At 64.7% G+C, this 24,648-nt stretch carries 20 protein-coding genes; 9 read left to right on the top strand and 11 right to left on the bottom strand.

From position 1 onward, the window contains the following. The first annotated feature begins 62 nt into the window (after window positions 1-62). Window positions 63-3,755 carry a PKD domain-containing protein gene (locus QY325_05875; GenBank protein WKZ67450.1) on the top strand — a complete coding sequence of 1,231 codons (3,693 nt, stop codon included), beginning with the start codon at window positions 63-65 and terminating at the stop codon, window positions 3,753-3,755. Between the two features lie 114 nt (window positions 3,756-3,869). After that, window positions 3,870-7,532, top strand: a complete 3,663-nt coding sequence (locus QY325_05870) for a PKD domain-containing protein (protein WKZ67449.1) — start codon at window positions 3,870-3,872, stop codon at window positions 7,530-7,532. A gap of 7 nt (window positions 7,533-7,539) precedes the next feature. On the opposite strand, the gene QY325_05865 is transcribed toward QY325_05870, so the two are convergent. Further along, the gene (locus QY325_05865; protein WKZ67448.1) at window positions 7,540-7,695 is read right to left on the bottom strand and encodes a hypothetical protein; all 156 of its coding nucleotides are present in this window, start codon (window positions 7,693-7,695) and stop codon (window positions 7,540-7,542) included. A gap of 107 nt (window positions 7,696-7,802) precedes the next feature. Then, complete coding sequence (locus QY325_05860) at window positions 7,803-8,975, bottom strand: hypothetical protein (GenBank protein WKZ67447.1); 1,173 nt, start codon at window positions 8,973-8,975, stop codon at window positions 7,803-7,805. 45 nt (window positions 8,976-9,020) lie between these two features. Here QY325_05860 and QY325_05855 point away from each other — a divergent pair, with 45 nt between their 5' ends. Next, entirely contained in the window at window positions 9,021-9,686 is a 666-nt protein-coding gene (locus QY325_05855; protein ID WKZ67446.1) for a phosphatase PAP2 family protein, read from the top strand. 24 nt (window positions 9,687-9,710) lie between these two features. Here QY325_05855 and QY325_05850 read toward each other — a convergent pair whose 3' ends face one another. The 7 genes from QY325_05850 to QY325_05820 all read right to left on the bottom strand — a co-directional run bounded on the left by QY325_05850 (window position 9,711) and on the right by QY325_05820 (window position 16,393). Then, on the bottom strand, window positions 9,711-10,829 hold the full coding sequence (locus tag QY325_05850; protein ID WKZ67445.1) for a sorbosone dehydrogenase family protein: 1,119 nt from the start codon (window positions 10,827-10,829) through the stop codon (window positions 9,711-9,713). Further along, window positions 10,826-11,272, bottom strand: a complete 447-nt coding sequence (locus QY325_05845) for a universal stress protein (GenBank protein ID WKZ67444.1) — start codon at window positions 11,270-11,272, stop codon at window positions 10,826-10,828. Before QY325_05845 ends, QY325_05850 begins: the two co-directional genes overlap by 4 nt. A gap of 54 nt (window positions 11,273-11,326) precedes the next feature. After that, window positions 11,327-11,911, bottom strand: coding sequence for a hypothetical protein (locus tag QY325_05840; GenBank protein ID WKZ67443.1), 585 nt, complete (start codon window positions 11,909-11,911; stop codon window positions 11,327-11,329). Between the two features lie 68 nt (window positions 11,912-11,979). Beyond that, entirely contained in the window at window positions 11,980-13,119 is a 1,140-nt protein-coding gene (gene selD, locus QY325_05835; protein ID WKZ67442.1) for a selenide, water dikinase SelD, read from the bottom strand. Next, window positions 13,013-14,041, bottom strand: coding sequence for a tRNA 2-selenouridine(34) synthase MnmH (gene mnmH / locus QY325_05830; GenBank protein ID WKZ67441.1), 1,029 nt, complete (start codon window positions 14,039-14,041; stop codon window positions 13,013-13,015). The genes selD and mnmH overlap by 107 nt, the downstream gene beginning before the upstream one ends. A 37-nt stretch (window positions 14,042-14,078) precedes the next feature. Beyond that, window positions 14,079-14,480, bottom strand: a complete 402-nt coding sequence (locus QY325_05825) for a hypothetical protein (GenBank protein ID WKZ67440.1) — start codon at window positions 14,478-14,480, stop codon at window positions 14,079-14,081. An 80-nt stretch (window positions 14,481-14,560) separates the two neighbouring features. Then, window positions 14,561-16,393, bottom strand: coding sequence for a nucleoside-diphosphate sugar epimerase/dehydratase (locus tag QY325_05820; protein WKZ67439.1), 1,833 nt, complete (start codon window positions 16,391-16,393; stop codon window positions 14,561-14,563). A 112-nt stretch (window positions 16,394-16,505) separates the two neighbouring features. Between QY325_05820 and QY325_05815 the strand changes: the two genes are divergently transcribed. From QY325_05815 to QY325_05790, 6 genes are all read left to right on the top strand, one after another. Then, window positions 16,506-17,597 (top strand): glycosyltransferase family 4 protein, encoded by a 1,092-nt coding sequence (locus QY325_05815; GenBank protein WKZ67438.1) that lies wholly within the window; start codon window positions 16,506-16,508, stop codon window positions 17,595-17,597. Between the two features lie 17 nt (window positions 17,598-17,614). Beyond that, entirely contained in the window at window positions 17,615-18,709 is a 1,095-nt protein-coding gene (gene gcvT, locus QY325_05810; GenBank protein WKZ67956.1) for a glycine cleavage system aminomethyltransferase GcvT, read from the top strand. A gap of 57 nt (window positions 18,710-18,766) precedes the next feature. Then, window positions 18,767-19,525: a 2-phosphosulfolactate phosphatase gene (locus QY325_05805; GenBank protein WKZ67437.1), complete on the top strand. Its 759-nt coding sequence runs from the start codon at window positions 18,767-18,769 to the stop codon at window positions 19,523-19,525. Continuing rightward, window positions 19,522-20,526 carry a zinc dependent phospholipase C family protein gene (locus QY325_05800; protein ID WKZ67436.1) on the top strand — a complete coding sequence of 335 codons (1,005 nt, stop codon included), beginning with the start codon at window positions 19,522-19,524 and terminating at the stop codon, window positions 20,524-20,526. Before QY325_05805 ends, QY325_05800 begins: the two co-directional genes overlap by 4 nt. A gap of 355 nt (window positions 20,527-20,881) precedes the next feature. Then, complete coding sequence (locus QY325_05795) at window positions 20,882-21,484, top strand: 7-carboxy-7-deazaguanine synthase QueE (GenBank protein ID WKZ67435.1); 603 nt, start codon at window positions 20,882-20,884, stop codon at window positions 21,482-21,484. Beyond that, window positions 21,481-23,472, top strand: a complete 1,992-nt coding sequence (locus QY325_05790; protein ID WKZ67434.1) for an OmpA family protein — start codon at window positions 21,481-21,483, stop codon at window positions 23,470-23,472. The genes QY325_05795 and QY325_05790 overlap by 4 nt, the downstream gene beginning before the upstream one ends. A gap of 279 nt (window positions 23,473-23,751) precedes the next feature. Here QY325_05790 and QY325_05785 read toward each other — a convergent pair whose 3' ends face one another. Both QY325_05785 and QY325_05780 read right to left on the bottom strand, forming a co-directional pair. After that, entirely contained in the window at window positions 23,752-24,309 is a 558-nt protein-coding gene (locus tag QY325_05785; protein WKZ67433.1) for a DUF2628 domain-containing protein, read from the bottom strand. A gap of 2 nt (window positions 24,310-24,311) precedes the next feature. Further along, complete coding sequence (locus tag QY325_05780; GenBank protein ID WKZ67432.1) at window positions 24,312-24,638, bottom strand: multidrug efflux SMR transporter; 327 nt, start codon at window positions 24,636-24,638, stop codon at window positions 24,312-24,314. Window positions 24,639-24,648: the final 10 nt, after the last annotated feature.

The following is a 24,648-nucleotide window of genomic DNA, read 5'->3' as shown; positions in this document are numbered from 1 at the left end:
CATTGCGGAGTGCTTCGTTGGTTGTCGATTTTCGCGACGCGAACCAGTTTCCAGTAGAATCGATGCTACGCGCTCCAGTCATTGCCTGCCTGATCCTGTTGTTGATTGGGGCTCCGGGAAGGTCCACTGCCCAGACGCTGCCGGCAGGTTTCGTCAGCTCCCTCGTTTCCGATGGATGGTTCAGCCCGGTGGGTGCGGTCTGGGATCAGAATGGGCGCATGTACGTTTGGGAGAAGAGCGGCCGCGTGTGGATCGTGGAGAATGGTGTGCGCAAGCCGAGTCCCTTGCTGAACCTGATGCAAGAGGTCGGCAATTGGGGCGACCATGGGATGCTCGGCTTTGCCCTCGACCCCGCATTCACCAGCAATGGACGGGTTTATGCCATGTATGTGGTGGACCGTCACCACCTGCTCAACTTCGGCACGCCCAGTTACGACCCCTATGCCACCGACGGTGGCACGGCCACGATCGTCCGGATCGTCCGCTACACGGCCATCGGGCCGGCTTTCGAGGCCGTGGACCCCGACAGCCGCACCGTCCTGCTCGGCGAGAGCATCACCACTGGTGCGGCTGTGCTCTACAACACCCATGGCGCCGGCACCCTGCTCTTCGCGCGCGATGGCACCCTCATCGCCACCATCGGTGACGGCGCCAGTGCCGCCAGTACGGATGCGGGCAGCGCCTCGGAGAGCTATTTCGCGCAAGGGCTGGCCGATGGAATCATCAGGCCCGAGGAGAATGTCGGCGCTTTCCGCGCGCAGCTGGTGAATTCATTCAACGGCAAGGTGCTGCGTATGGATCCCGCCACTGGCAATGGCGTGCCCAGCAATCCGTTCTACGACCCCGCGCAGCCGCGGGCGCCGCGGTCGCGGGTGTGGGCGCTGGGCCTGCGGAACCCTTACCGGATGACCCTGCAGCCGGGCACGGGCAGCACCAATCCCGCGGATGGCGACATCGGCACGCTCTTCATCGGCGATGTGGGCTGGAGCTCCTGGGAGGAGCTCAACGTCTGCAATTCGCCCGGCATGAACTTCGGATGGCCCCTCTTCGAGGGCATGGAGAACGCGGCCTCGTATGCGTCGGCGCTTACCGAGAATAGGGATCAGCCCAATCCGCTCTTCAACGGCACGAGCTGCACGGTGCCGTACTTCCGCTTCAGCGATCTGCTGAAGCAGGACCAGGTCGGACACGTGAACGGCCACCCCAATCCCTGCGACCCCGCGCAGCAGGTCCCGTTGTCCGTTCCCCGGTTCTTCCATGCCCGGCCGTCAATCGATTGGCAGCACGGCGATCGGTCGCGCTGCGCGGCGTTCCAAGCGGGCGCTCCCATCACCTACGACCTCGATGACCCGCTATCCCCGGTTCCTGGGCCGCGCTTCGGCGGCTATGCGGCCATCGGCGGGCCGTGGAGCGCCTGGAGCGGCTTTCCGGCGGCCTTCCAGGACTGCGCCTATCATGCCGATTTCGCCGGCGGGTGGATCAAGCGATTCGTCTACGGCCCCAATGGAGAAGTGCAGAGCGTGCAGGATTTCGCATCCGGGCTCGGGGCGGTGAATTGGCTAGGCGCTGGGCCGGATGGATGCCTCTGGTACATCAAGTACACCGGTGGTGCCGAATTGCGGCGCATCTGCAACACAGCCGCGGTGAACCTGCCGCCCGTGGCGGTGGCATCCCAGAGCGTGCAATACGGTCCCGGGCCGCTTTCCGTGTCCTTCTCGGGTGCAGCCAGCAGTGACCCCGAAGGCGGTGCCATCACGCATCAATGGGATTTCGGCGATGGCTCGCCGATAAGCACGGCGGTGAGCCCCGTGCATGTGTTCCAGGCGCCCCCAGGGGCACCGACCATGTACACGGTGACGTTGACCGTTACCGACAATACCGGCCAGCAGGCCAGCGCTTCCCTGGTCGTTTCTGTGAACAACACGCCGCCCATTGCGGCGATCACCAGCTTCGCGAATGGCGCGTTCTACCCAGTGGGCGTGGATACGGTCTTCCAATTGGCCGCCAGCGTTTCGGATGCAGAGCATGGGCCGGCACAGCTTAGCTATGCCTGGCAGGTGACGCTCAGGCACAACACGCACGAGCACCCCGGCCCGATCATCAACGCGGTCAGCACGAGCGCGCATGTGTCCGGAGAGGGGTGCGACGGACAGAGCTATTCCTACGAGGTGCGGTTGACCGTGAGCGATGCGGCGGGCTTGAGCACGACCGTCTCGCACGTGCTCCACCCGCGCTGCTATGCCATCGCGCCAACGGCCATCATCATGGCATCGTCCATCGCGGGGCAAGCCCCTTTCGCCGTGCAGTTCGATGGCACCGCATCCTACGATCCCGGGTCGATCGTGGCCTATCACTGGGACTTCGGGGATGGCACAGCAAGCGATCAGCCTGCGCCCATCAAGGTGTTCACGGATGAGGGTGACCGCGTGGTGACCCTGACCGTGACGGACGATGACGGGCTCACCGGCCAGGCCGCAAGGACCGTGACGGTGGTCACGCTGGGCGCCCCGCAGTGCATGGGGCCGAGCGGTAGCGTGCTCCGCCAGTTCTGGAGCGGGGTGGGCGGCATCAGCATCCCCGACCTGGTCAATCATCCGAATTATCCCGGTTCACCCACAGGCTCCAGCACGCTCACCTCCTTCCAAGGGCCCACCAACTTCGCCAACAACTATGGCACGCGCGTCCGTGGCTACATCGTTCCGCCAGCCACGGGCAGCTATGTATTCACCGTGACCGGTGACGATGCGACGGCCGTATACCTAAGCCTGAACGCTGAGCCCCGGCATGCGCGGTTGATCTGTTCCGCCCCCGGCAGCACCACAGCGGCGCAGTTCGACCGGTTCCCTTCGCAGACCAGCGCAGCCATCCAGTTGGTGGCCGGTGCGTACTACTATGTGGAACTGCTGCACAAGGAGGGAAGCGCCAGCGACCACTTCGCGCTGTATTGGCAAACGCCACTGAATGGAACCCGGACCATCATTCCCGGCAGCGCTTTGGTCCAATGGGCGGACTGCCTGCCGGGTGCGCGCTTGCGGTGCGTGCTCTCCGGGCCCTACGACAGCAACACCGGGTTGATGCGCGACGACCTGCGGTCGGTCGGGCTGCTGCCCTTGGGGCAGCCATACAGTGCCTTGGGCTATGCCTTCATCGGAGGGGGGAATGAGTCGACGACCGCCGCGCGGCTCTCCCAGACCGGCCCCAACGCAGTGGTGGATTGGGTGGTGGTGGAGCTGCGCAACAAGAATGCGCCTTCACAGGTGATTGCTTCGCGCGCCGCCCTGCTGGAGCGCGATGGCGACATCCTGGGCACCGATGGCTTCGCGCGCCTGACATTCAATGTGCCGGTGGACAACTACTACATCGCCTTGCGACATCGGAACCACCTCGCGGCGATGACAGCGGCATCGATACGCTTGGATGCCGGCGATCGCACCGTGGATTTCACCTTGCCCAGCACCGGCACTTGGGGAACGCAGGCCGAAGTGCCCTTGGTGAATGGACGCATGGGCCTGTGGAGCGGCGATGTGAACCGGGATGGATCCCTCCGGTATGTCGGCAATGGCAATGACAGGGACCCGATCCTGGTGGCCATCGGCGGGTCCATGCCGCTCAATACCGTCACCGGCTACCGCTTGGAGGATGTGGATCTCAGCGGCGTGGTCAGGTACACGGGCCAGTGGAATGACCGGGACCCCATCCTGGTGAACATCGGGGGGTCGACCCCCACGGCGGTGCGGGTGCAGCAGCTGCCATAGCCAGCCATCGGAAGGATTGACATTCGTCATTGTTTCGGGTAGCTTCGTCGGCCGCAAACCTAAATTGGTCGACAAATGGGCACGCCGAAATCCCTTGGCCGGTTCCTCGTTTTCTTGAGCGTCATCGGTGCGGCAGCGCATACCGAGACCAAGGCACAGACGCTGCAGCCCAACTTCAGCGATGCCTTGGTCATGGGGGGCTGGACGGAACCGGTGGGTGCCACCTGGGACGCCAATGGCCGGCTGTATGTGTGGGAGAAGCGCGGCATGGTCTGGATCGTCGAGAACGGCGTTCGCCTGCCCAACCCCCTGCTCAATATCAGCGACGAGGTGGGCAATTGGCGAGACCATGGCTTCCTCGGCTTCGCGCTCGACCCGGCCTTCCTCAGCAATGGTCGGATCTACTGCATGTACGCGGTGGACCGGCACCACCTGATGAACCATGGGACAGCCGGCTACAATCCCAATACGAACGAGTACTACGCGGCGACGATCATGCGCATCACGCGCTACACCGCGCAAGGCCCCTCATTCAGCACCGTCGATTACGGGAGCCGTACGGTGCTCCTTGGAGAAACGCGGCAGACCGGGGTGCCGCTCCTGCATGAGTCGCACAGCACCGGTTCGCTCATGTTCGGCAGCGACGGCACCCTGCTCGCCACCCTCGGCGACGGCGCCAGCTACAACCTGGTGGATGTGGGCAGCAGCAGCGACACCTATTGGGCCCAAGCGCTTGCGGATGGAATCATCAGGCCGGCCGAGAACGTGGGCGCCATGCGCTCGCAGCTGCTGGACTGCTTCAATGGGAAGCTCCTGCGCATGGACCCGAACACCGGCGATGGCGTGCCCAGCAATCCGTGGTACGACCCCGTGGCCCCGCGGTCACCGCGCTCGCGCGTTTGGGCGCTGGGCTTGCGGAATCCCTACAGGGCCACCATCAAGCCCAACAGCGGCAGCACGGATCCGGCGGATGGGCGCCCCGGCGTGGTCTACATCGGTGATGTGCAGTGGGGGACCTGGGAGGACCTCAACGTCTGCACGGAGGGCGGCATGAACTTCGGATGGCCCCTTTTCGAAGGCCTCACCCCGCAATCGGGGTACATGGCCGCGTTGACGGCCAATCTGGACGCACCGAACCCGCTGCACGATGGCGTGAGCTGCAATCTGCCGTTCCTGCGGTTCCAGGACCTGCTCAAGCAGGATACCCCCGTCCACCTCAACGGGCACCCGAATCCCTGCAATCCGCAGGTGCAGATCCCCAATTCCATCCCCAAGTTCTTCCATGCCCGGCCGGCCATCGATTGGCTGCACGGGAACCAATCGCGCTGCGGGGGCTTCTCGGGCAGCACCGCCATCACCTTCGACCTCGATGCATCGGGTTCTCCTGTGCCGGGACCGCGGTTCGGCGGGAACTGCGCGGTGGGAGGACCGTGGATGGCCGGGGAGAACATGCCCGTGGGCTATCAGAACAGCACCTTCCATGGCGACTATGCCAGCGGCTGGATCCGCCGCTTCAAATTCGATGAGCAGGACCAGCCCGTCAGCGTGCACGATTTCGCGAGCGGCCTGGGCGCCGTGGTGTGGATCGGTGCCGGCCCTGATGGCTGCGTGTGGTACATGCGCTATAACACGAACGAACTGAGGCGGATCTGCTATACGCTTGCGGTCAACCTCCCACCGGCAGCCGTGGCCGCCCAGAGTATCCAATACGGCCCGGGCCCCTTGGAGGTGCAGTTCGATGCCAGTGGCAGCTCCGATCCGGAGAATGGAGCGCTTACCTACTTGTGGGATTTCGGCGATGGGGGCCCGACGTCCACCGCCATCAGCCCCATGCGCACATTCACGGCTGCACCTGGCGTTCCGGCCTCCTACACGGTCTCGCTCACGGTGACCGACAACATCGGGCAATCGGCCACCACCACGTTGCTGGTCTCGGTGAACAATACGCCGCCGCAAGTGGCCATCACCAGCATACCGGCCGATGGGTATTTCCCTGTGGGCATCGATACCACCTACCAGCTAACGGCCAGCGTGACGGATGCCGAGCATGGGCCGGCCCAGCTCACCTATGCTTGGCGGACCACCTTGCACCACAATACGCACATCCACCCGGAGGCCATCGATCCCAATGCCTCCACCAGCACCGTCATCAGCGGCGTGGGGTGCGATGGAGAGTCCTACTTCTACATCATTGAACTCACCGTGACCGATGCCGGCGGTCTCAGCACCACCGTCCAGCGACGCCTCGATCCGCGGTGCCAGGCCATCGCACCCACGGCTATCATCCTCGCCAATGCTTCCGCTGGAGCGGGCCCCCTGAATGTGCAGTTCGATGGTACCAGCTCTTATGATCCCGGAACCATCACCGCCTACCACTGGGACTTCGGCGATGGCACATTCAGCAGCCAGGCCTCACCGGCCAAGGTGTTCTCTGAATCGGGCGAACATCAGGTGACCCTCACGGTGACCGATGACGACGGGCTCACCGGGCAGGCCATCCGTGTGATCACCGTGCTGAGCTTCGCCCCGCCGCAATGCGTGGGCGCCACCGGCAGCCTGCTCCGCGAGCTCTGGACCGGCATCGGCGGGTCAGCCCTTTCCGACCTGACCACCCATCCGAACTATCCGGGAAGCCCGAATAGCGTGTCCTATCCCACCTTGTTCCAAGGCCCCACAAACCTCACCAACAATTATGGCACCCGGGTGCGCGGGTACATCATCGCACCCCAGACGGGCAATTACGTCTTTACGCTCACAAGCGACGACGCCAGCATGCTCTACCTCAGCCCCAACGCGGAGCCCCAACATGCCCAGCCCATCTGCAGTGTGCCGGGCTGGACCAACGAGACGGAATACACCAAGTACCCATCGCAGGTGAGCGCGGCCATCCCTTTGGTGGCCGGGCGTTACTACTACGTGGAGCTCCTTCACAAGGAGGGCAGTGGCGGCGATCATTTCGCGGTGCGATGGCAGACCCCTTCCAACGCGAATCGCACGGTGATCCCTGGCTCGGTGCTGGCGCGTTGGCAGAACTGCCAGCCCAGCGTGCGGCTGAGAACCGCGCTTCAAGGGCCTTGGGAGGCCTCCACCGCCCTGATGCGCGATGATCTGCGTGCGGGCGGTCTGGTGCCGTTGGCGGAGCCCTATGCCGGGCTTGGCTTCCCGCAGGTGGGCGGCGGCGGCGAGGCCACCAGCGCAGCCCGATTATCGCAGACGGGCAAGAATGCCGTGGTCGATTGGGTGCGGGTGGAATTGCGCAACAAGAACAATCCAGCACAGGTGGTAGCCACGCGGTCGGCCCTGTTGGAGCGCGACGGTGACATCGTCGGCACGGATGGCTATTCCAGGCTGGTCTTCAATGTGCCGACGGACAACTACTACGTGGCCGTGCGGCATCGCAACCATTTCGGCGCGATGACCTTGTCTGCCGTAGCCCTGGGTGCCCATGAGACGGGCATCGATTTCACCCAATCCGGCGTTGCGGCCTGGGGAAGCGATGCACGCGCAACGCTGCCCAATGGGCGGCGGGCCCAATGGTCGGGCAATGTGCTCCGTGATGCGAGCATCCGGTATGTTGGGGAGAACAACGACAGAGACCCTATCCTGGCCATCATCGGCGGGTCGGTGCCGAACAGCACCATTACCGGATACCACGCGGCGGACGTCAACCTCGATGGCGTGGTGCGCTATGTGGGCAACGCCAATGATCGCGATCCGATCCTGGTGAACATCGGCGGGTCCACGCCGAATAGCGTCCGGCAGGAGCAGCTTCCGTGATGCATGTTCAGGCCTGGCGGCCGCGAGCACGCAGGTAGGCGTCGAGGGCCTTTCCGCGCGGTGCAGTGAGTACGCTCGAGAGCACGGCCTTGGTTCGCGCATCCAGCACGCGCTCATCGCTGTGGTCCTTGGTGCGCATCGCGAATCGTTTCCCGGTGGTCATGGCGGTTCGGTTTGGATGATGCGAAGCTCCATGGCCATCGTAACCTCCGCCATACCCCGATCGCGGTAAACGGAAGGCCGACTGTGCACAAGCAGTCGTTCGGAAGGTCAATTGCCGTTCGGGTCCCGCCGGATCGCGAGCACCTGGCGCGCGGCGTCGGTGAAGGCCCAGCCGGTGGCAATGAAGCCATCGGGAAGCGCGTGGATGGCCTGTAGCCGCTCCTCCTTGCCGAGGTCCCACGTGCGCTGCCAGATCACCTGCCCCTGCGCATCGAGGCGATAGGCGAGGGCATCGCTGGTGGCGCTGATGGGACTCCGCTCGCCGCCGACGAGGATATCCCCATTGCCGGCGATGTCAAGGCACCACGCGCGCCGGTCGAACAGCGTATCGCCGATGGCCCGCGTCCAAAGGGAGTCGCCATTCAGGTCGAAGGCCACCAGGTAGACATGGTCCTTGCGACGCTGCTCGGTGAAATCGTAGGCCCCATCGCTGCTCGTGGTGCCCGCCAGCAGGAACGATCCCGGCCCGATGGCCTTCAGGCCACGGCCGACCTCCTGGCCGATGCCGCCCCAGGATGTGGTCCAGGCGATGGTGCCATCCAGTCCCAATCGCGCCAGGAACGCATCCGAGGTGCCGCCGAAGTTGGCCTGGCGGCCTGTGATGAGGACATCGCTGCCTTGCACTTCAAGGGCAAGCGCTTCCTCGTCGCTCAGGTCGCCCACCGCCTGGCTCCAGAGCAATGCTCCATCCGAGTCGAATCGGCATACCCACGCATCGTGACCGGACCCGATGGAGCGCACGCCCGCCGCGATGGCCCCACCGTCCGGTAGACCGCTCACGCAGAGGTATTGCTGGTCTCCGGGTGCTGTTGGATGCGCAATCCAGTCAGTGCCGCCATCCGCAAGGAGCTTCACCACGAGGCCGTCATGTTGGCTTGAGTCCGGCGCGAAACGGCTTCCGGCGAGGAAAGCCCCGCCGCCGGTGGCGGGTGCCATGCCCTGCAGGAAGACGATGCCGTCCAGACCGGCAATCGGTTCCCAGGAGAGCGCACTCCCATTCGCCGCGATCCGCAGGAGCTCACCCGTGAACGCCGGTTCGCTTGCCGTGTGCCTTCTGGTGGCGATGGCGAAACCGGCGCCTTCCTGCACGATCCCGACGCCATCCTCCGCCTTGGGGCCGCCGAACGTGTTGACGAACCCCTGGCCTGCTGCAATGCTCGGACCGGCAAGGAGAGCCGCAAGGGTCAGCTCAAAGGGTGCGGTGCGGAATCGAAGGGTCATGGCGGAACGAACTTAAGGCCTCAGCCTGCCGATTAGCTTCGCCGCATGCGAAGGGAGCATGCGGCGGCCTTGCGGTTCACCTTGATGTGGGGGGCGCTCTTTGCGATCGGGCTGTTCTTGGTGGCCACGCAGGAGAAGCTGGCCCTCCACCGTGCCGTGAATGCGATCCATGGCCCTGGGCTCGATTGGTTCTTCAGTTGGTTCACGCATACGGCCGACGGGCTGGTGCCTGCGGGGCTCGCGCTGGCGCTCCTGTTCGTGCGCGATGTCCGCGCCTTCCTGATGATGGGCTTGAGTTGCGGCATCAGCGCGATCGCCGTTCAGCTCTTGAAGCGGCAGGTCTTCAGCGACATGCACCGCCCATCGGCCTTCCGCGATCACCTCGGCGACCTGCACTGGGTGGAGGGGGTGGACCTCCATGGTCATTTCAGCTTCCCGAGCGGACACAGCACGGCGGCGTTCAGCATGTGCTTCGCATTGGCCGTCATACTGTCGAGGCCCAGGTTGGCCATGCCCTTTGCGGTGCTCGCCGCGCTGATGGCCTGGTCGAGGGTCTACCTCTCGCAGCACTTCCTGCAGGATGCGGTGGCAGGCTCGCTGCTCGGCACTGCAGCTGCGTTCGGCATCTACTGGGCGCTCTACCGTTCGCCGATGAGCGGCAGGCCTTGGCTTGATGCCCGTCTCATGGTGCCGGGGCGCCGAAAGGCTTGAGTTGCGGCGCAGGGCTGGCCATCCTCATGGCCGCGTGTAGGCGATGCGGTAGATCATATCCGCGGCGTCATCGCTCACCAATAGCGCCCCATCGGGCGCCACCAGCACGTCCGCTGGCCGTCCCCATGCCTTCGAGCCATTGAGCCATCCTTCGGCGAACACTTCGGTACGAGCCGTGCCGTCACCCTGCGGGAAGGCCACCGACACCCTGTAGCCGATAGGCTTGCTCCGGTTCCAGCTGCCGTGCTCAGCGATGAAGATGGCATGGCGGTACCGCTCGGGGAACATGGATCCCGAGTAGAACCGCATGCCCAAGGGGGCCACATGCGGCCCAAGCCCCGCTGCGGGCGGAGTGAATTCCGCGCACGGCCGCTGCGCTCCGAATTCAGGGTCGCTGATGTTGCCGGCATGGCAGAAAGGGTATCCGAAATGCGCTCCATCGCGTGGAAGTCGGTTCAATTCGCAATCCGGCGAATCGTCGCCGAGCCAGTCGCGGCCATTGTCCGTGAACCACAGCTCCCTGGTCGCTGGATGCCAATCGAAGCCCACCGTATTGCGGACGCCATGGGCCACGATCTCACGGCCGGTGCCATCCGCGTTGATCCGTGTGATGGAGGCATAGGTGCTGTCTGGGCTGAGGCAGATGTTGCACGGGGCACCCACCGGCACGTAAAGCCGGCCGTCCGGGCCGAAAGCGATGAATTTCCAGCCATGGTGCGTATCCTTCGGATAGGCGTCAGTGACCACCTTGGCCGCAGGTGGTGTGGCAAGCCGGTCCTCGATGGAGTCGAGGCGCACGATGCGGTCCACCGCGCTCACGTAGAGCGCTCCACTCCGGAAGGCCACACCCACAGGCATGTTCAGGTCTTCGGCCACAATATGCCGTTCATCGGCCTGGCCGTCCCCGTCGTTGTCGCGAAGCGCGTGCACGACGCCTTCACTGCGGCTGCCAACGAAGAGCGTGCCCCGGTCGCCCCAGCACATGCCCCGCGCATTGGTGACGCCTTCGGCGAAAACGGTCACCGTGAAGCCGGCCGGCACGCGCAGCTCGTTCACCTTCGGCGAGCCACCCCGGATGCTGGGGACGCAGACCGATGCGTTCAGCAGCACCAGCAGCAGCGTTGGGAGCGGCAGCCGTTTCATTCAGCCTGGAGCTCGCTGGGTATCACGAGCACCGGAAGACCGCCCGCTTGGAGAACGGATTGGCTCACGCTTCCCACGAAGGCCCGGAAGAGCGCGCCATGGCCGTGTGAGCCCATCACCACCAGGTCGGCATGGAGCCGCTCCGCTTCGGTGATGATGGTCTCAGCAGTCGGTCCCTGTACCATCAGGGCCTCCGCATCCAGGCCTGTTCCCTCCTGCGCAGTAGCAAGGTCCTGCAATGCCGCATGCTCCTTGCGCAATTGTCCGGCAAGGTGGTCACGGATGTATTGGGGGCCTGTGCTGAACCCCACGAAATCCGGCTCTGGCGCGGCGACGTAAATGATCCACAGCTTGGCGCCCATCGCCTTCGCCACCGCTGCGGCGTGGGTGATGACCCGCTCCGTGACCGGTGAGAAATCGATGGCTGCGATAATGTTCTTCATGGCAGGCGTTTGCCGTGAAGGTAGATGCCGGGCGGCGCTGCCGGATGAGGCCCGTCAGTCTTCCTTCGGCACCACCACCTTCTCCTTGTGCTCGGTGCGCAGCTTGCCATGGAAGAACCAGTCGATGAGGCCATAATGCAGGCCGCGCATCAGGCCTGTGCGGTGCTTGCCTAGCACGCCGCGCTTGCCGCTGAGCTTCTGCAGCACACGGGTGAGCTTCACCTCGACATCGGCTTGCTTCATCTTCGGGGCATTCTTCTTGGCCCACGCCAAGGTGCGCTCGAAGAGCTCTTGCTTGGTGAGCAGTCGGCCCGCTGATTTCACGGCGTCCACCACCATCATGTCCCATGGACTCAGGCGATAGCCGCCCACAACGGTGCGCTTCTTCCTGCGGCCGGGTTTGCGCCGGCGACCCTTGCGCTTGGCCGCCTTCTCGGCGGCGGGGCGTCCGGCCCCCCGCTTCGGGGCGGCTTCCTGCCCTTCGGTCTGCTGGCCTTCCTCCTTCAGCCCGCGCAGCTTCTTCAGCTCGCTGATCGCATCACGCACACGCTCAAGCTTGTACATGAGCTGCCGCCGCTCGGCGAAATACTCGGTGAGCAGCGCGTCCAACTCTTCCTTCTTCAAACGTTCACGGGCCATGTTGGTATGAATTGAATGGATGAAAGACCGGCGGCGAAGCTAGGGGGTTGATTCAACGTGCGCTTGCTTCATCGGATGAATACCCTTTTCCCGGCCGTGAAGGGCAGCATTCGTCCGATAATCCGTGCCGGGGTGCCGGCCGATTCGCAAACCCGTAGTATCTCGTCCGTTTCGCTTGGAGCTGCGCTGATGAGCAGCCCGCCGCTCGTTTGAGGGTCGCTGAGCAGCATCATCCTGTCCATGGCGGAGGCGCCATCAACCTCGTCCGCATACGCCTTCCAGTTCCGGAAGGTGCCGTCGGGGTAGCACCCGAGCCCCAGATAGGTGCGCGCCTCCGTGATGACGGGGACCTCATCGAACGGCAGCTCGGCCGCAAGGCCGCTGCCATGGCACATCTCCAGCAGGTGGCCCAGCAACCCGAATCCCGTCACATCGGTCATGGCATGCACGCCAAGAAGGGCTCCCAAACGCTCACCGGCCGAATTGATGCGCGTCATCCAGTCGGTGCCGATAGCCATGTGCTCTGGGCGCAGCGTGCCGCGCTTCATGGCCGTGGCCATGATGCCGAGGCCGATCGGCTTGGTCAGGAGCAGCACATCACCTGCGCGCGCAGTGTCGTTGCGCTTGATGTGCGCCAACGGCGCCTCACCGGTGACGGCCAGCCCGAAGAAGGGCTCCGGTGCATCGATGCTGTGGCCGCCGGCGAGTGCGATGCCTGCCGCGTGGCAGGCGCTTCGCCCGCCGTCGAGGACGCGGGCGGCGACATCAGCGGGCAGCTTCTCCACCGGCCAGCCTAGAATGGCGATGGCGAGCAAGGGACGCCCGCCCATGGCATATACATCGCTAAGCGCGTTGGTGGCGGCAATCCGGCCGAAGTCGAAGGCATCGTCGACGATGGGAGAGAAGAAATCCGTGGTGCTGATGAGGGCACGGCCCTGCCCCATGTCGTAAACCGCTGCATCGTCCTTGGTGCCGTATCCGACCAGCAGGCGTGGATCGGGAAAGGTTCCCAGCTCGGAACGGAGCACCTGCTCCAAGACGGCAGGTGCGATCTTGCAGCCGCAGCCGGCGCCATGGCTGTACTGGGTGAGGCGGTTGGGCTCAGGAGGCTGGGGCGTGGGCATGGTGCGCAAGTCGTTCAGCAAGGCCACGAAGGTCGTCTGCGCGGGCCGGGAGCCGCACCACCCGCCCAGGGTCGCGGGCTTCAAGGCCCCGCAAGTAGGCCTTGTCGTAGTAGGTCAGCGTGAGGATGGCCACGGTCCGCAGGTCTCCGTTCCGCAGGGCCGCCAGCGCCTCTTTGCAGTGCTGCGGCCCCATGCGCCGTTCGATGCGCTTCACAGCCTCGGCCAGCGCCTCGGCAGGGTAGCTGCCGTAGCCTGCCACGAGCCGCTCTGCGCGCTCCTCCTGAGGCATTTCGGCGAAGAGGAGCAGGGCGGAGCGCATCGCATCGAAGAATGGCTGCGGGATGCGGCACCTCCCGATCATCAGGCTCTCGTCCTCCACCCAAACGGTGCGGGCAGGGTCCATGCCCCGGCGTGCATCCCAGAGGAGGTTCTCGAAGTGCTCGCTCGTCGGCTGCGGCAACTCTCCCAACGCCCCGAATGAGGAGCCCTTGTGATGCGCCAGGGCCTCGAGGTCTATGACCTGCTCGCCGAGCGCCCTGAGGTGCGCGAGCGTTTCCGTTTTGCCCGTTCCGGTGTAACCGCCGAGCACGCGGAGTGCCGGTGGATCCCCGAACGAGGCCAGCACGTGGTTGCGGAAGGCCTTATAGCCGCCATTCAGGGTGATCACCTCCGGGAATCCGGCCTTGTCCAGCAGCCATGCAACGCTGGCGCTCCGCTCACCGCCCCGCCAGCAATGGACGCGGATGTGGCCATCCGGTGCGATCGCCCTTGCTTGCGATACCATGCCGGCCAGCTTCGGCCCCGCTGCCCGTAGCCCCTCGAGCACAGCGGCATCGCGCCCCTTCTGCTTGTAGAGGGTGCCCACGATGGCACGCTCCTCGTCCGTGAAGAGGGGAAGGGAGTGGGCGCCGGGGATATGGCCTTGCGCGAACTCCTGCGGGGACCGGACATCGATGATGGGCGTGCTGCGGCCCAGGTAGTCGGTTGTCCCCAAGGCCTTCGTCATGCCTGCGAGCGGTGTTCGCCTCCGGATCCCACGGGCCTCACGTGATGGGATTCAGCATCACGCTGAACACGGTGATGCTGTTGGGGTCGCGGTCGTAGAAGAGCTTGTCGAGGGCCTCCAGCACGTTCTTGGCCCGGAAATACGAGGTCTGCAGCCCGTTGTCGCCGCGCGCGCTCCATTGGATGGTGTAGCTGCTTGTGCGCTCCTTGTAAGTCTTGACGTAGTCCAGCATCTCGCGCAGCGCATCCACCTTGTCGCTGCCCACGGTGGCGTGGAACAGGAAGCTCTGGTTGTGCTTGGGGTTGAGCGTGATCAGGTGCAACCGGGTCTTCTTGCCCTTCGTGCCGAAGGAGAAGACGAGGCTGTCCTTGCCGAGCCCGATGTAATCGCCGATCTCCTTCTGCAGGCGGGCGGTCTCCAGGTTGCGGTCCTTGGTCATGCAGCGCGTGATGAATGGGGCGAAGGTACCGGCTCGACGGCCATCAGGGGCCAAGCGCTGGCGGTGCGCCTTCGAACGACTCACCCTTGCCGCTCGGGCCGGTACTCGGGAATCAGCGAACGCAAGGCCTCCACCGCATCGCCATTCCTCAATGCGAGCAATTCCTGTGTCCGCTGCTCCACCAGGATGGGGTCGACCGGTGCCACCTGGCCGATGAGGATGCGTGGATGATGCGTTGGACGTGTCCGTTCGCTGCTTGCTAGCAGTTCCTCGTAGAGCTTCTCTCCGGGGCGCAGGCCGGTGTAGGCCACCTCGATGTCCGTGCCCGGTTCCATGCCGCTCAGCCTGATCATCTTTTCGGCGAGGTCGGCGATCCGCACCGGCCGGCCCATGTCGAATACGAAGATTTCGCCACCCCTGCCCATGGCTGCGGCCTCGAGCACAAGCCGGCAAGCCTCGGGGATGGTCATGAAGTATCGGGTGACCTCGGGGTGGGTCACCGTTACGGGGCCACCCGCCTCGATCTGCCTCCGGAACAGCGGTATCACCGAACCGCTGCTGCCGAGCACGTTGCCGAAGCGTGTGGTGACGAAGGCGGTTGAGCACCCCTCCGCGGCGGCGCCAACCACCATCTCGGCCGCCCGCTTGGTTGCGCCCATCACGCTGGTCGGGTTCACGGCCTTGTCCGTGCTGATGAGCACGAATCGCTCCACGCCGTGTGCGCAGGCCAGGCGCGCGAGGTTCCGCGTGCCGCCGATGTTGGTGCGGATGGCCTCCTCGGGCTGCGCCTCCATCAGCGGCACATGCTTGTAAGCGGCCGCATGGAACACCACCTGGGGACGCACAAGGGCAAAGGCCTCCTCCAGGCGTTCGGCATCCCGCACATCGGCCACGAGCACGCGCAAGCGGCTGCCATGGCCCTTGCCGACCAGTTCCATCTGTACATCGTAAAGCCCGCTCTCGGCGATGTCGAGCAAGGCCAGCGACGAAACGTCCATCGCGCTGAGCTGCCGCACCAGCTCGCTGCCGATGCTGCCCGCAGCTCCGGTCACCAGCACGCGCTTCCCGGCCAGCAAGGTCCGCACGGCCTCCTGCTCCAGTTGGATCACCGGGCGCCCCAGGAGGTCCTCGATGCGCACTTCCTGGATCTGCCTTGCGCTGAGCTGGCCATTGATCCAGTCGCTCACCGGCGGGATCGTGAGCACGGTCACTTTCGCCGCGATGCAGGCGTCCACGACCCTCCGACGATGCTCGGGGTCGGGCTTCCCGATGGCGATGATGACCTGGTCGATGGTATCATCCTTCAGCAGGTTCGCGAGGTTGGCCGCGGGATGGATGGGGACCCCCTCGAGCCGTTTCCCAGCCTTGCGGGCATCATCATCGATGAAGGCGGCCACCTCGTACCGCATCGAGCCTTCCCGCTCCAGCGTGCGTTTGGTGATGAGGCCGGCCTCGCCGGCCCCATGGATGACCACCCGGACGCGTTCCTTCCCCGCACCGCGACTCCGCAGGTGGAGCAGCTTGAAGGCGATGCGCACGGTGATCAGCAGCATGGCGGTGGCCATGAAGTCGATGATGATCACGGCCCGGGGCAGGAAATAGACCCCGTCGAAGAACAGGTAGCGCAGCACGCTGATCGCCCCCAAGGCGGCAGTGCCGCCGAGCACGGTGAGGAAGAGCCGGCGCGCATCCTCGGTGCTGGTGTGACGCACCATGATGCGCGGGATGCCAGCGATGAGGAAGGAGGCCCCGCGCACGAGCAGGAAGAGCGGCAGCACGGGCAGCAGCAGGTCCACCTCATGCTGCGGCACCTGGAAATTGAAACGGAGCAGGTAAGCGGAAGCCAGGGCCGCCAGGCACAGCAACAGGTCGATGACAAGGATGCCCCAGCGGGGGAAGAGGCGGCCGGCCATGGTGGCCGAAGATAGCGGCCGGTGCCATGGTGCATGGGTCCCCATCCAGCTGCAAGGCCCCGTCTATCTTCGACGCCGCTCATCCGCCCATGAGCCGGCCCTACGAAGCCTGATGCCCTCGATCCTCTTCATCGCCAGCCACCGGCCGGGCCGAAGCCCCAGCCAGCGGTACCGATTCGAGCAGTTCGTGCCCTATTGGGAGCATCACGGCGTCACGGTGCGCCATGCCTGGATCATCGATGAGGAGGACGACAAGGCCTTCTATGCACCGGGCCGGCTGCTGGAGAAGGCGAGGATCTACCGGAAGAGCCTGCGGCGCCGTCGCGAGCATGTGCGGCTGGCCCGCGATTTCGACCTCGTGTTCATCCAGCGCGAGGCCCTTATGACCGGCAGCATCCGTTTCGAGCGCGCGCTGGCCGCCACCGGTAAGCCGGTCATCTATGATTTCGATGATGCCATCTGGCGTATGGACGTCAGTGCCGGGAACAGGCGGCTGCGCTGGCTGAAGGATCCGGGGAAGACCTCTGCCATCATCGCCCTGGCCACGCACGTGATTGCCGGCAACGACTACCTGGCCGACTATGCAAGGGCCTACAATCCGCGCGTCGAGGTGATTCCCACGGTGGTCGACACGGACCGCTACCGGCCGCTGCCAGCCCCGGCCCGGGCCGATGGCCGCGTCATCATCGGCTGGACGGGCAGCCTCACGAGCATCGCGCTGCTGCAGGAGGCCGCGCCCATGCTGCGCGCCCTGCAGGGGGAGCTCGGCGACCGCATCGGGTTCCGCTTCATCTGCGACCGGCCCGTGGAGGTGGCCGGCCTACGCGCCGAGCAGGTGCGCTGGAGCGCGGAGACAGAGCCCGAGGACCTCGCGCCGATCGACATCGGCATCATGCCCCTGCCCGATAACGAGTGGAGCCGCGGCAAGTGCGGGTTCAAGGGGCTACAGTACATGGGCATGGGCAAGGCCGTGGTGCTATCCCGGGTGGGCGTGAACCGGTCCATCGTGGAGGACGGTGTGAATGGATTCCTGGCCGGCTCCGCTGAGGAATGGATGGCGCGGCTGCGGATGCTGGTGGCGGATGCCGAACTTCGCCGCCGCTTAGGAGCGGCTGCCCGCCTGACCGTGGAGCAACGGTACTCCACCGTTGCTTGGCGGGACCGGTACCTGGAGCTCTTCAACGCACTCACCCAACGCACATGAGCGATACCACCACCGAACTGAAGCGAACGGCCCTCTCGCACATCCACGAATCACTCGGCGCCAAGATGGTGCCGTTCGCAGGATACCTGATGCCCGTGCAGTACTCCGGCGTCATCGATGAGCACCATGCCGTGCGCAACGGGGTGGGCGTCTTCGATGTCAGCCACATGGGCGAATTCATCGTCCGCGGGCCCGGGGCGCTCGACCTCATCCAGCAGGTGACGACCAACGACGCCTCTAAACTGGCGGTGGGGAAGGTGCAGTACAGCTGCCTTCCGAACGAGACCGGCGGCATCGTGGATGACCTGCTGGTGTACCGGATGCAGCATGGCGATGACCATCATTACGTGCTGGTGGTCAATGCGAGCAACATCGCCAAGGATTGGGCGTGGATCAATGCGCGCAACACCCACGATGCCCGCTTGGAGGACATCAGCGACCGGATGAGCCTGTTGGCCGTGCAGGGGCCCAAAGCGGTGGATACGCTCAAAGGCCTCTTCGCGGAGGATATCGCTTCCATGCCCTACTACACGGCCATGTACGCAGAGATGAAGGGCGTGGGGCTGGTCCTCATCAGCACCACCGGTTACACCGGTGCCGGCGGGTATGAGGTATATGTGCCGAATCCCTTGGCGGAGAAGGCCTGGCACGCTGTCATGGCGGCCGGCAAGCCCTTCGGCATCAAGCCATGCGGGCTGGCTGCTCGGGACACCCTGCGCCTGGAGATGGGGTTCTGCCTGTATGGCAATGATATCGACGACACCACTTCGCCGATCGAGGCCGGGTTGGGCTGGATCACGAAGTTCACCAAGGATTTCACCAATAGCGCCGCCATCAAGGCGCACAAGGAATCCGGTACCGCCCGCAAGCTGGTTGGTTTCGAGCTCTTGGAGCGGGGGATCCCCCGGCATGGGAATGCGGTGGTGGATGTACAGGGTGCGACCATCGGCACGGTCACCAGCGGCACCATGAGCCCTACGCTGAACAAGCCCATCGGCATGGCCTATGTGCCGACCGCATTGAGCGCACCGGGCACCGAGATCATCATCGATGTGCGCGGCAAGCAGCTGAAGGCGCGCGTGGTGAAGGTACCCTTCCTGCCGCAAGCCTGAGTATATTCACGACCAGCAGGTCCCGCGTGGGGCCGTGATCCCTCGTCCGGAAAGGCCATGCAGGAACCCATCCGCAACAGCGATTACAAGTATCGGGTCGAGGTCTGTTTCGTTCCGGGCCAGTACCCGCTCTATGCCCCGGACATGGGCATCGTGGTGGTCATCGACGTGCTGCGCGCCACCAGTGCCATGGTCGCCGCCTTCGAGCATGGCGTGGACCGGATCATACCGGTGAGCACCATCGAGGAGGCCCGGCAATACATCGGCCGCCCCGGATTCATCGCTGCCGCCGAGCGCAACGGAGAGGTGGTGGAGGGCTTCCAGTACGGCAATTCACCGCTCGCTTATGCGGGGGAAGACCTGCGCGGGAAGACCATCGTCATGACCACCACCAACGGCACCAAGGCCATCAATCTGGCCAAGGATGCGCGCAAGCTGGTCATCGGCTCCTTCCTGAACCTCACCGCCCTCAGCGAATGGCTGGTCAGCCAGGACGACAACATCCTGCTGCTGTGCTCGGGCTGGAAGGACAAGTTCAACCTGGAGGACAGCGTGTATGCCGGAGCCGTCATGGAGCGCCTGCTGGCGAGCGGGAAATTCGGCGTGGAGGAGGACAGCAGCATCGCCGCCAAGTACATGTTCATGGCTGCCCGAGACAACTTCCTCAGCATCCTCAAGGCCGCGCCACGGAGGCGCCGGATCGAGCAGCTGCACCTGCTGCCTGATGCGAAGTACTGCCTCACCCCGGACCAGAGCCGCGTGATCCCCATCCTGAAGGACGGCGAACTGGTTCGCATGAGCCCTGTCCTGGCATGATCCGCCGCGCTGCCGCCATCGCCGTATTGCTGCTCATCTGCTGGGCGGCCCTCGCACCAGCCACTGCCCCCGATGCCCGGGCATGGGGCTTCTACGGCCACAAGCGCATCAACCGCATGGCGTGCTACACATTGCCGCCGGAGATGTTCCCCTTCTTCAAGCGGCACATCGACTTCATCAGCGATCACGCGGTGGATCCGGACCGGCGGCGCTATGCGGTGGAGGGGGAGGCAGAGCGGCATTTCATCGACATCGACCACTATGGCAGGGGGGGGGCGGACCCCTTCGCCGTGATGCCGCGGAAGTGGGCCGACGCGGTGGCCAAGTACACCGAGGACACGCTCAAGGCCTACGGGATCGTCCCCTGGCACATCCAGGTGATGCACGCGCGCTTGGTGTCGGCGTTCCAGCGCGGTGATGTCGATCGCATCCTCAGGAATGCCGCTGACCTGGGCCATTACGTGGCTGATGCCCATGTGCCGCTGCATACCACGGAGAATTACAACGGCCAGCTGACCAACCAGCATGGCATCCATGCATTCTGGGAGAGCCGCATTCCCGAGCTGAGCGCCGAGGGGTACGACCATCTTGTGGGGCGGGCCTCCTACATCGATCGGCCGCTGGATGCGGCGTGGAGCGCGGTGTACGACAGCCACATGCTGCTCGATAGCGTGCTGGGCATCGAGCGAAGGCTCAGCCTCAGCTTCCCGGAGGACCGCAAGTACAGCTTTGAGGACCGCGGCCGCGGCGGCATGAGGCTGTACTCCCGGGAGTATGCGAGGGCCTATGAGGACGCCATGCTCGGCATGGTGGAGCAGCGCATGAACGCCAGCATCATCACCTTGGGGAGCTTCTGGTACACCGCGTGGGTCGATGCGGGCATGCCCGATCTCGACCGCATCGAGCAGAAGGAGGTGAGCGATTCCCTGAAGGCGGTGATCGCCGCGGAGGAGGAACTTTGGAAGCAGCGTCAGAAAGGGTACGGCCGGGACCACGAGTAGGCGGCGAGTTTTCCACCGCGCGGGAAATCGTTCCTTCTCCGCCTTATCTTCGAGCCGTCGTTCTTTCGCATTCGACCTGTCAAGCATCCAACGGCCACTGAGCCGTCAATGCGAAGCCCACACAGGCCAATCGTTCATCGGAACCAACAATTATCATCAGGGGCCGCACCCTCGATGACGTACGGCGGGCCTCATTCCCGGCTTCGGCCAGGATTCCCTTCGGGGACAGGAGGATTACGGAAACCATCACCGCGGTCCCGCCCATGTGATTCCATGGGTTCCCTGAACATGGCCCTGTGTGGGCTTTTTCTTTGAGTGGAGCGCTTGCCCGAGCCGCACCCTTTCCTTTGCACTCATGTCCAGTGTGCTCCCGGTCATGGAGGCCTTCTCCACCCTTCAAGGCGAAGGGCTCTACGCCGGCCAAGCATCCTATTTCATCCGCTTGGGCGGTTGCGATGTGGGCTGTCCTTGGTGCGATGTGAAGGAAAGCTGGGATGCAGCGGCGCACCCTTCCCTTCCAGTGGAGTCGATCGTATCGGAAGCCGCCCTCCATCCGGCGCGCATCGCGGTGGTAACGGGAGGGGAGCCCCTCATGCATGACCTGGGGCCACTTTCCGCCGCGCTTCGCGCTGCGGGCTTCCGCACGCATCTGGAGACCAGCGGTTCGCATCCCGTGACCGGGGCTTGGCATCATCTGTGCCTGAGCCCGAAGAAGTTCAAGGCCGCCCTGCCGGATGCCTTCGAGAGGGCCGATGAGCTGAAGGTGGTCGTCTTCAACAAGCATGACCTGAAATGGGCCGAGGAACAGGCTGGCCGCGTGCGCGAAGGCTGCGCGCTCCTGCTTCAGCCGGAATGGGACCGGCGCGAATCGATGGTCCCGCTCATCGTGGAATACGTGAAGGCCAATCCGAGATGGCGGATCTCGCTGCAGACGCACAAGTACCTGAACATCCCATGAACCATTCGGCGCGAGGCGGCTGGCGGAAGACGCTGCGATCATCGCTCATTGCGCTGGCGCTGGCCGCCTCATGCCTGGCGATCGAGGCAGACGCGCAGCCCGGCGGCTACTCCTCTCAGGACAAGAGGGCGATCAAGCATTACGAGAGCGGGACGGAGTGCCTGCGCATGCGCAAGCTGGAATGCGCAAGGAGCGAATTCGAGAAGGCGGCCCAATCGGACCCCCGATTCGTGGAGCCGCGTATCATGCTGGCCGAACTGGCGGAGCAGGAGGGAGACGATTCCAAGGCCATGGCGCGCTACCGCGAGGTCATGGATATGGCGCCACGCTTCTTCCCGGTAGCGCAGCTGCACCTTGCGGACCTTGAGTTCAGGGCCGGGCAGTATGAGGCGGCGGAGCGCAACTACCGGGGGTATCTGGAGAGGGAGCAGGAGCCGCAGCGCAAAGCGCGGGCGCGGTTGGGGATCTCCAACTGCGCTTTCGCCGCCGATGCGATTAATCGCCCGGTGCCCTTCGAGCCGCATAACCTGGGGCCAGCGGTGAACAGCGCCGATCCGGAATACTATCCCTGCATCACGGCCGATGACGGTACCCTCATCTTCACCCGGCGCGTCCGGGCGCCGGAGATCCCGGTATACGGGATGCAGGAGGATTTCTACGTGAGCCATCGGAACGCGGATGGCGCCTGGCAGCCCAGCCAGCCCATCCCCACGGTGAGCACCGCAGCGTACAACGAAGGCGCCGGCACGCTCACGCCCGACGGACGCTTCATCCTCTTCACCAAGTGCGCGCTCGAGGACGGCTCCTACGGTGGGCGCATGCGCGGTCTGGGCAGCTGCGACCTGTTCATCAGCCGCCGCGTGGGTGAGCGGTGGAGCCCTGCGGAGAACCTGGGCCCTCCTGTGAACAGCGCGCAATGGGAGAGCCAGCCAAGCATGGCCAGTGATGGCCGCACGCTCTACTTCGTCCGCGGTCGCCGCACGGGCAACGGCGTCAGCGACATGGACATCTACAGTTCGCGTATGCTGGATGCCGGATCATGGACGAAGCCGGAGAAGCTCGGGCCGGCCGTGAACACCCCCTACCAGGAGGAAAGCGTGCAGATACACCCGGATGGGCGCACCCTCTACTTCAGCAGCAATGGCCACCCCGGCTTCGGAGGTCTCGACATTTATGTTAGCCGGCTTCAGGAGGACGGCACCTGGGGCCAGGCCCTCAACCTGGGCTATCCGATCAATACCGCCGCGGACGAGAACAGCCTGCTGGTGAGCGCCGATGGCCGCATCGCCTATTTCGCCAGCGATCGTCCGGGCGGATTGGGCGACCTCGACCTGTACAGCTTCGAGCTCTATCAGGAAGCCCGGCCCCAGCCGGTGAGCTACATCCGTGGGCACGTGACGGATGCCAGCACGGGCAAGGCCGTTGAGGCCGATGTGGAGCTATTCGACCTGGGCACCGGCCGCTTGGCCACGGCTGCCTACAGTGACCCGCAGACCGGTGAGTTCCTCGTGTGCCTGCCCACCGGTCGCAGCTATGCGCTCAATGCCGGTGCGGAAGGCTACCTCTTCTTCAGCGAGAGCTATGATGTGGCCGCAGGCACCGCGGAGAAGCCCGTGACGCTGGAGGTGCCCTTGAGTCCCCTGGTGAGCGGTAGCGTGATCGCATTGCGCAATGTCTTCTTCTCGACCGCCAGCTACGATCTGCTCCCGGCAAGCAATGCCGAGCTGGATAAGCTGGTGAAGCTCCTGAAGTCGAATCCCGCGCTCCGCATCGAGCTCGGCGGCCACACGGACAACGTGGGCAACGATGCTGCCAATCAGAAGCTGAGCGAGCAGCGCGCCAGTGCCGTGCGCGACTTCGTGGTGGAGAACGGCATCGATGCCGCGCGCATCACCGCCAAGGGCTACGGTGAAACAAGCCCTGTGGCGCCCAACGACACCGAAGCCGGCCGTGCGCTGAACCGGAGGACCGAGGTGAAGGTGCTCTGAGGGCCGTGCACCAACGGAAGGTATGGATATCCTTCCCTCGGATACCATCGGCCGGGCATGGCGTGAGGCGCGGGCCTTTGCGGCTCCGCAAAGCGTGCGTCAGCTGGATCGGGGCCAGCGCTTCCCCGCCATCCGTCTCGATTCTCCTCAGCGTGCCACACCGCATCGGGAGGTGCGAGACGGGTGAGCCTGACCGGGCATGGAAGCGTTCATCCGAACCTATCGGCGGCAAGGAAGACCCGCGTTCTGGATGGCGGTCCATTCCCGCAGGAGCGCCATTCAGTCGATGGATTCCGCGGGTTGCAGGAGATCCGCGGCATACACCAGCGCAAGCAGCAGGGCGCCACCCGCCATCAAGGCTGCAATGAGCGCCAACACGCTGGTGCCGCCGCTCCGCCGGATGCGGTCGGTCAGCTCCTCCGATGTTGCATGCGGCATCTCCTGCAGGACCTGTCGGATCGCGCGTCGTGCATCCCAGAGATACACGCGGTTCGCATAGCTGCCTACGAGGATCCCGAGCACGATGCTGATCAAGGTGCCCAAGGCGCCCGATACGGTTTCCGGCACGCGGGGCAATTGGCTGACCACCTCTTCCAGCGTGCTTTCGAGCAGGATGATCATGAGTGCAGCGAACGCAACGGCATACATCTTCCGGTAGATCATCCAGGCCAGCCCGAAGAGGAAGGCGACGAGGCTGAAGTCAAGCCGCTGGCCCGCGCGTAGCTTTGCCAGCTGGTTCATGTAATAGTCCGACTCGCGTCCGAAATAGGCGCGCCATAAGCTGTCGGGGAACTCGCCCCACGGGCCAGGGTGGATCGATTGAGGCTCGCTCTCCATGGTCAATGCGTAACGGCCTTCAGGCCGATGATGGAGGCGATGAGCGAGAACAGGAAGAACAGGCGCAAGGCATCCGCCGGCTCCTTGAACAGCACGATTCCGGCCACCGCCGTGCCGGCGGCACCGATGCCGGTCCATACGGCATAGGCCGTTCCGATGGGCAACGATTGCGAAGCCCGATAGAGCAGCGCCATGCTCACCGCCAGGCAGGCGATGAAGCCCGCCAGCCACCAGCCGCGGGCGCTTCCTTCCGTTGCGCGCGCCTGACCCAGGCAGACGGCGAATCCCACCTCGAAGAGACCGGCGATGATGAGCAGCAGCCAGTTCATGGTCAATGCA

It is taken from the genome of Flavobacteriales bacterium (assembly GCA_030584065.1).
In the GTDB taxonomy this organism is placed as follows: Bacteria; Bacteroidota; Bacteroidia; order Flavobacteriales_F; family PHOS-HE28; genus PHOS-HE28.
The sequence above is the reverse complement of the archived record's forward strand: the minus strand, read 5'-3'. Positions and strand labels throughout refer to the sequence as shown.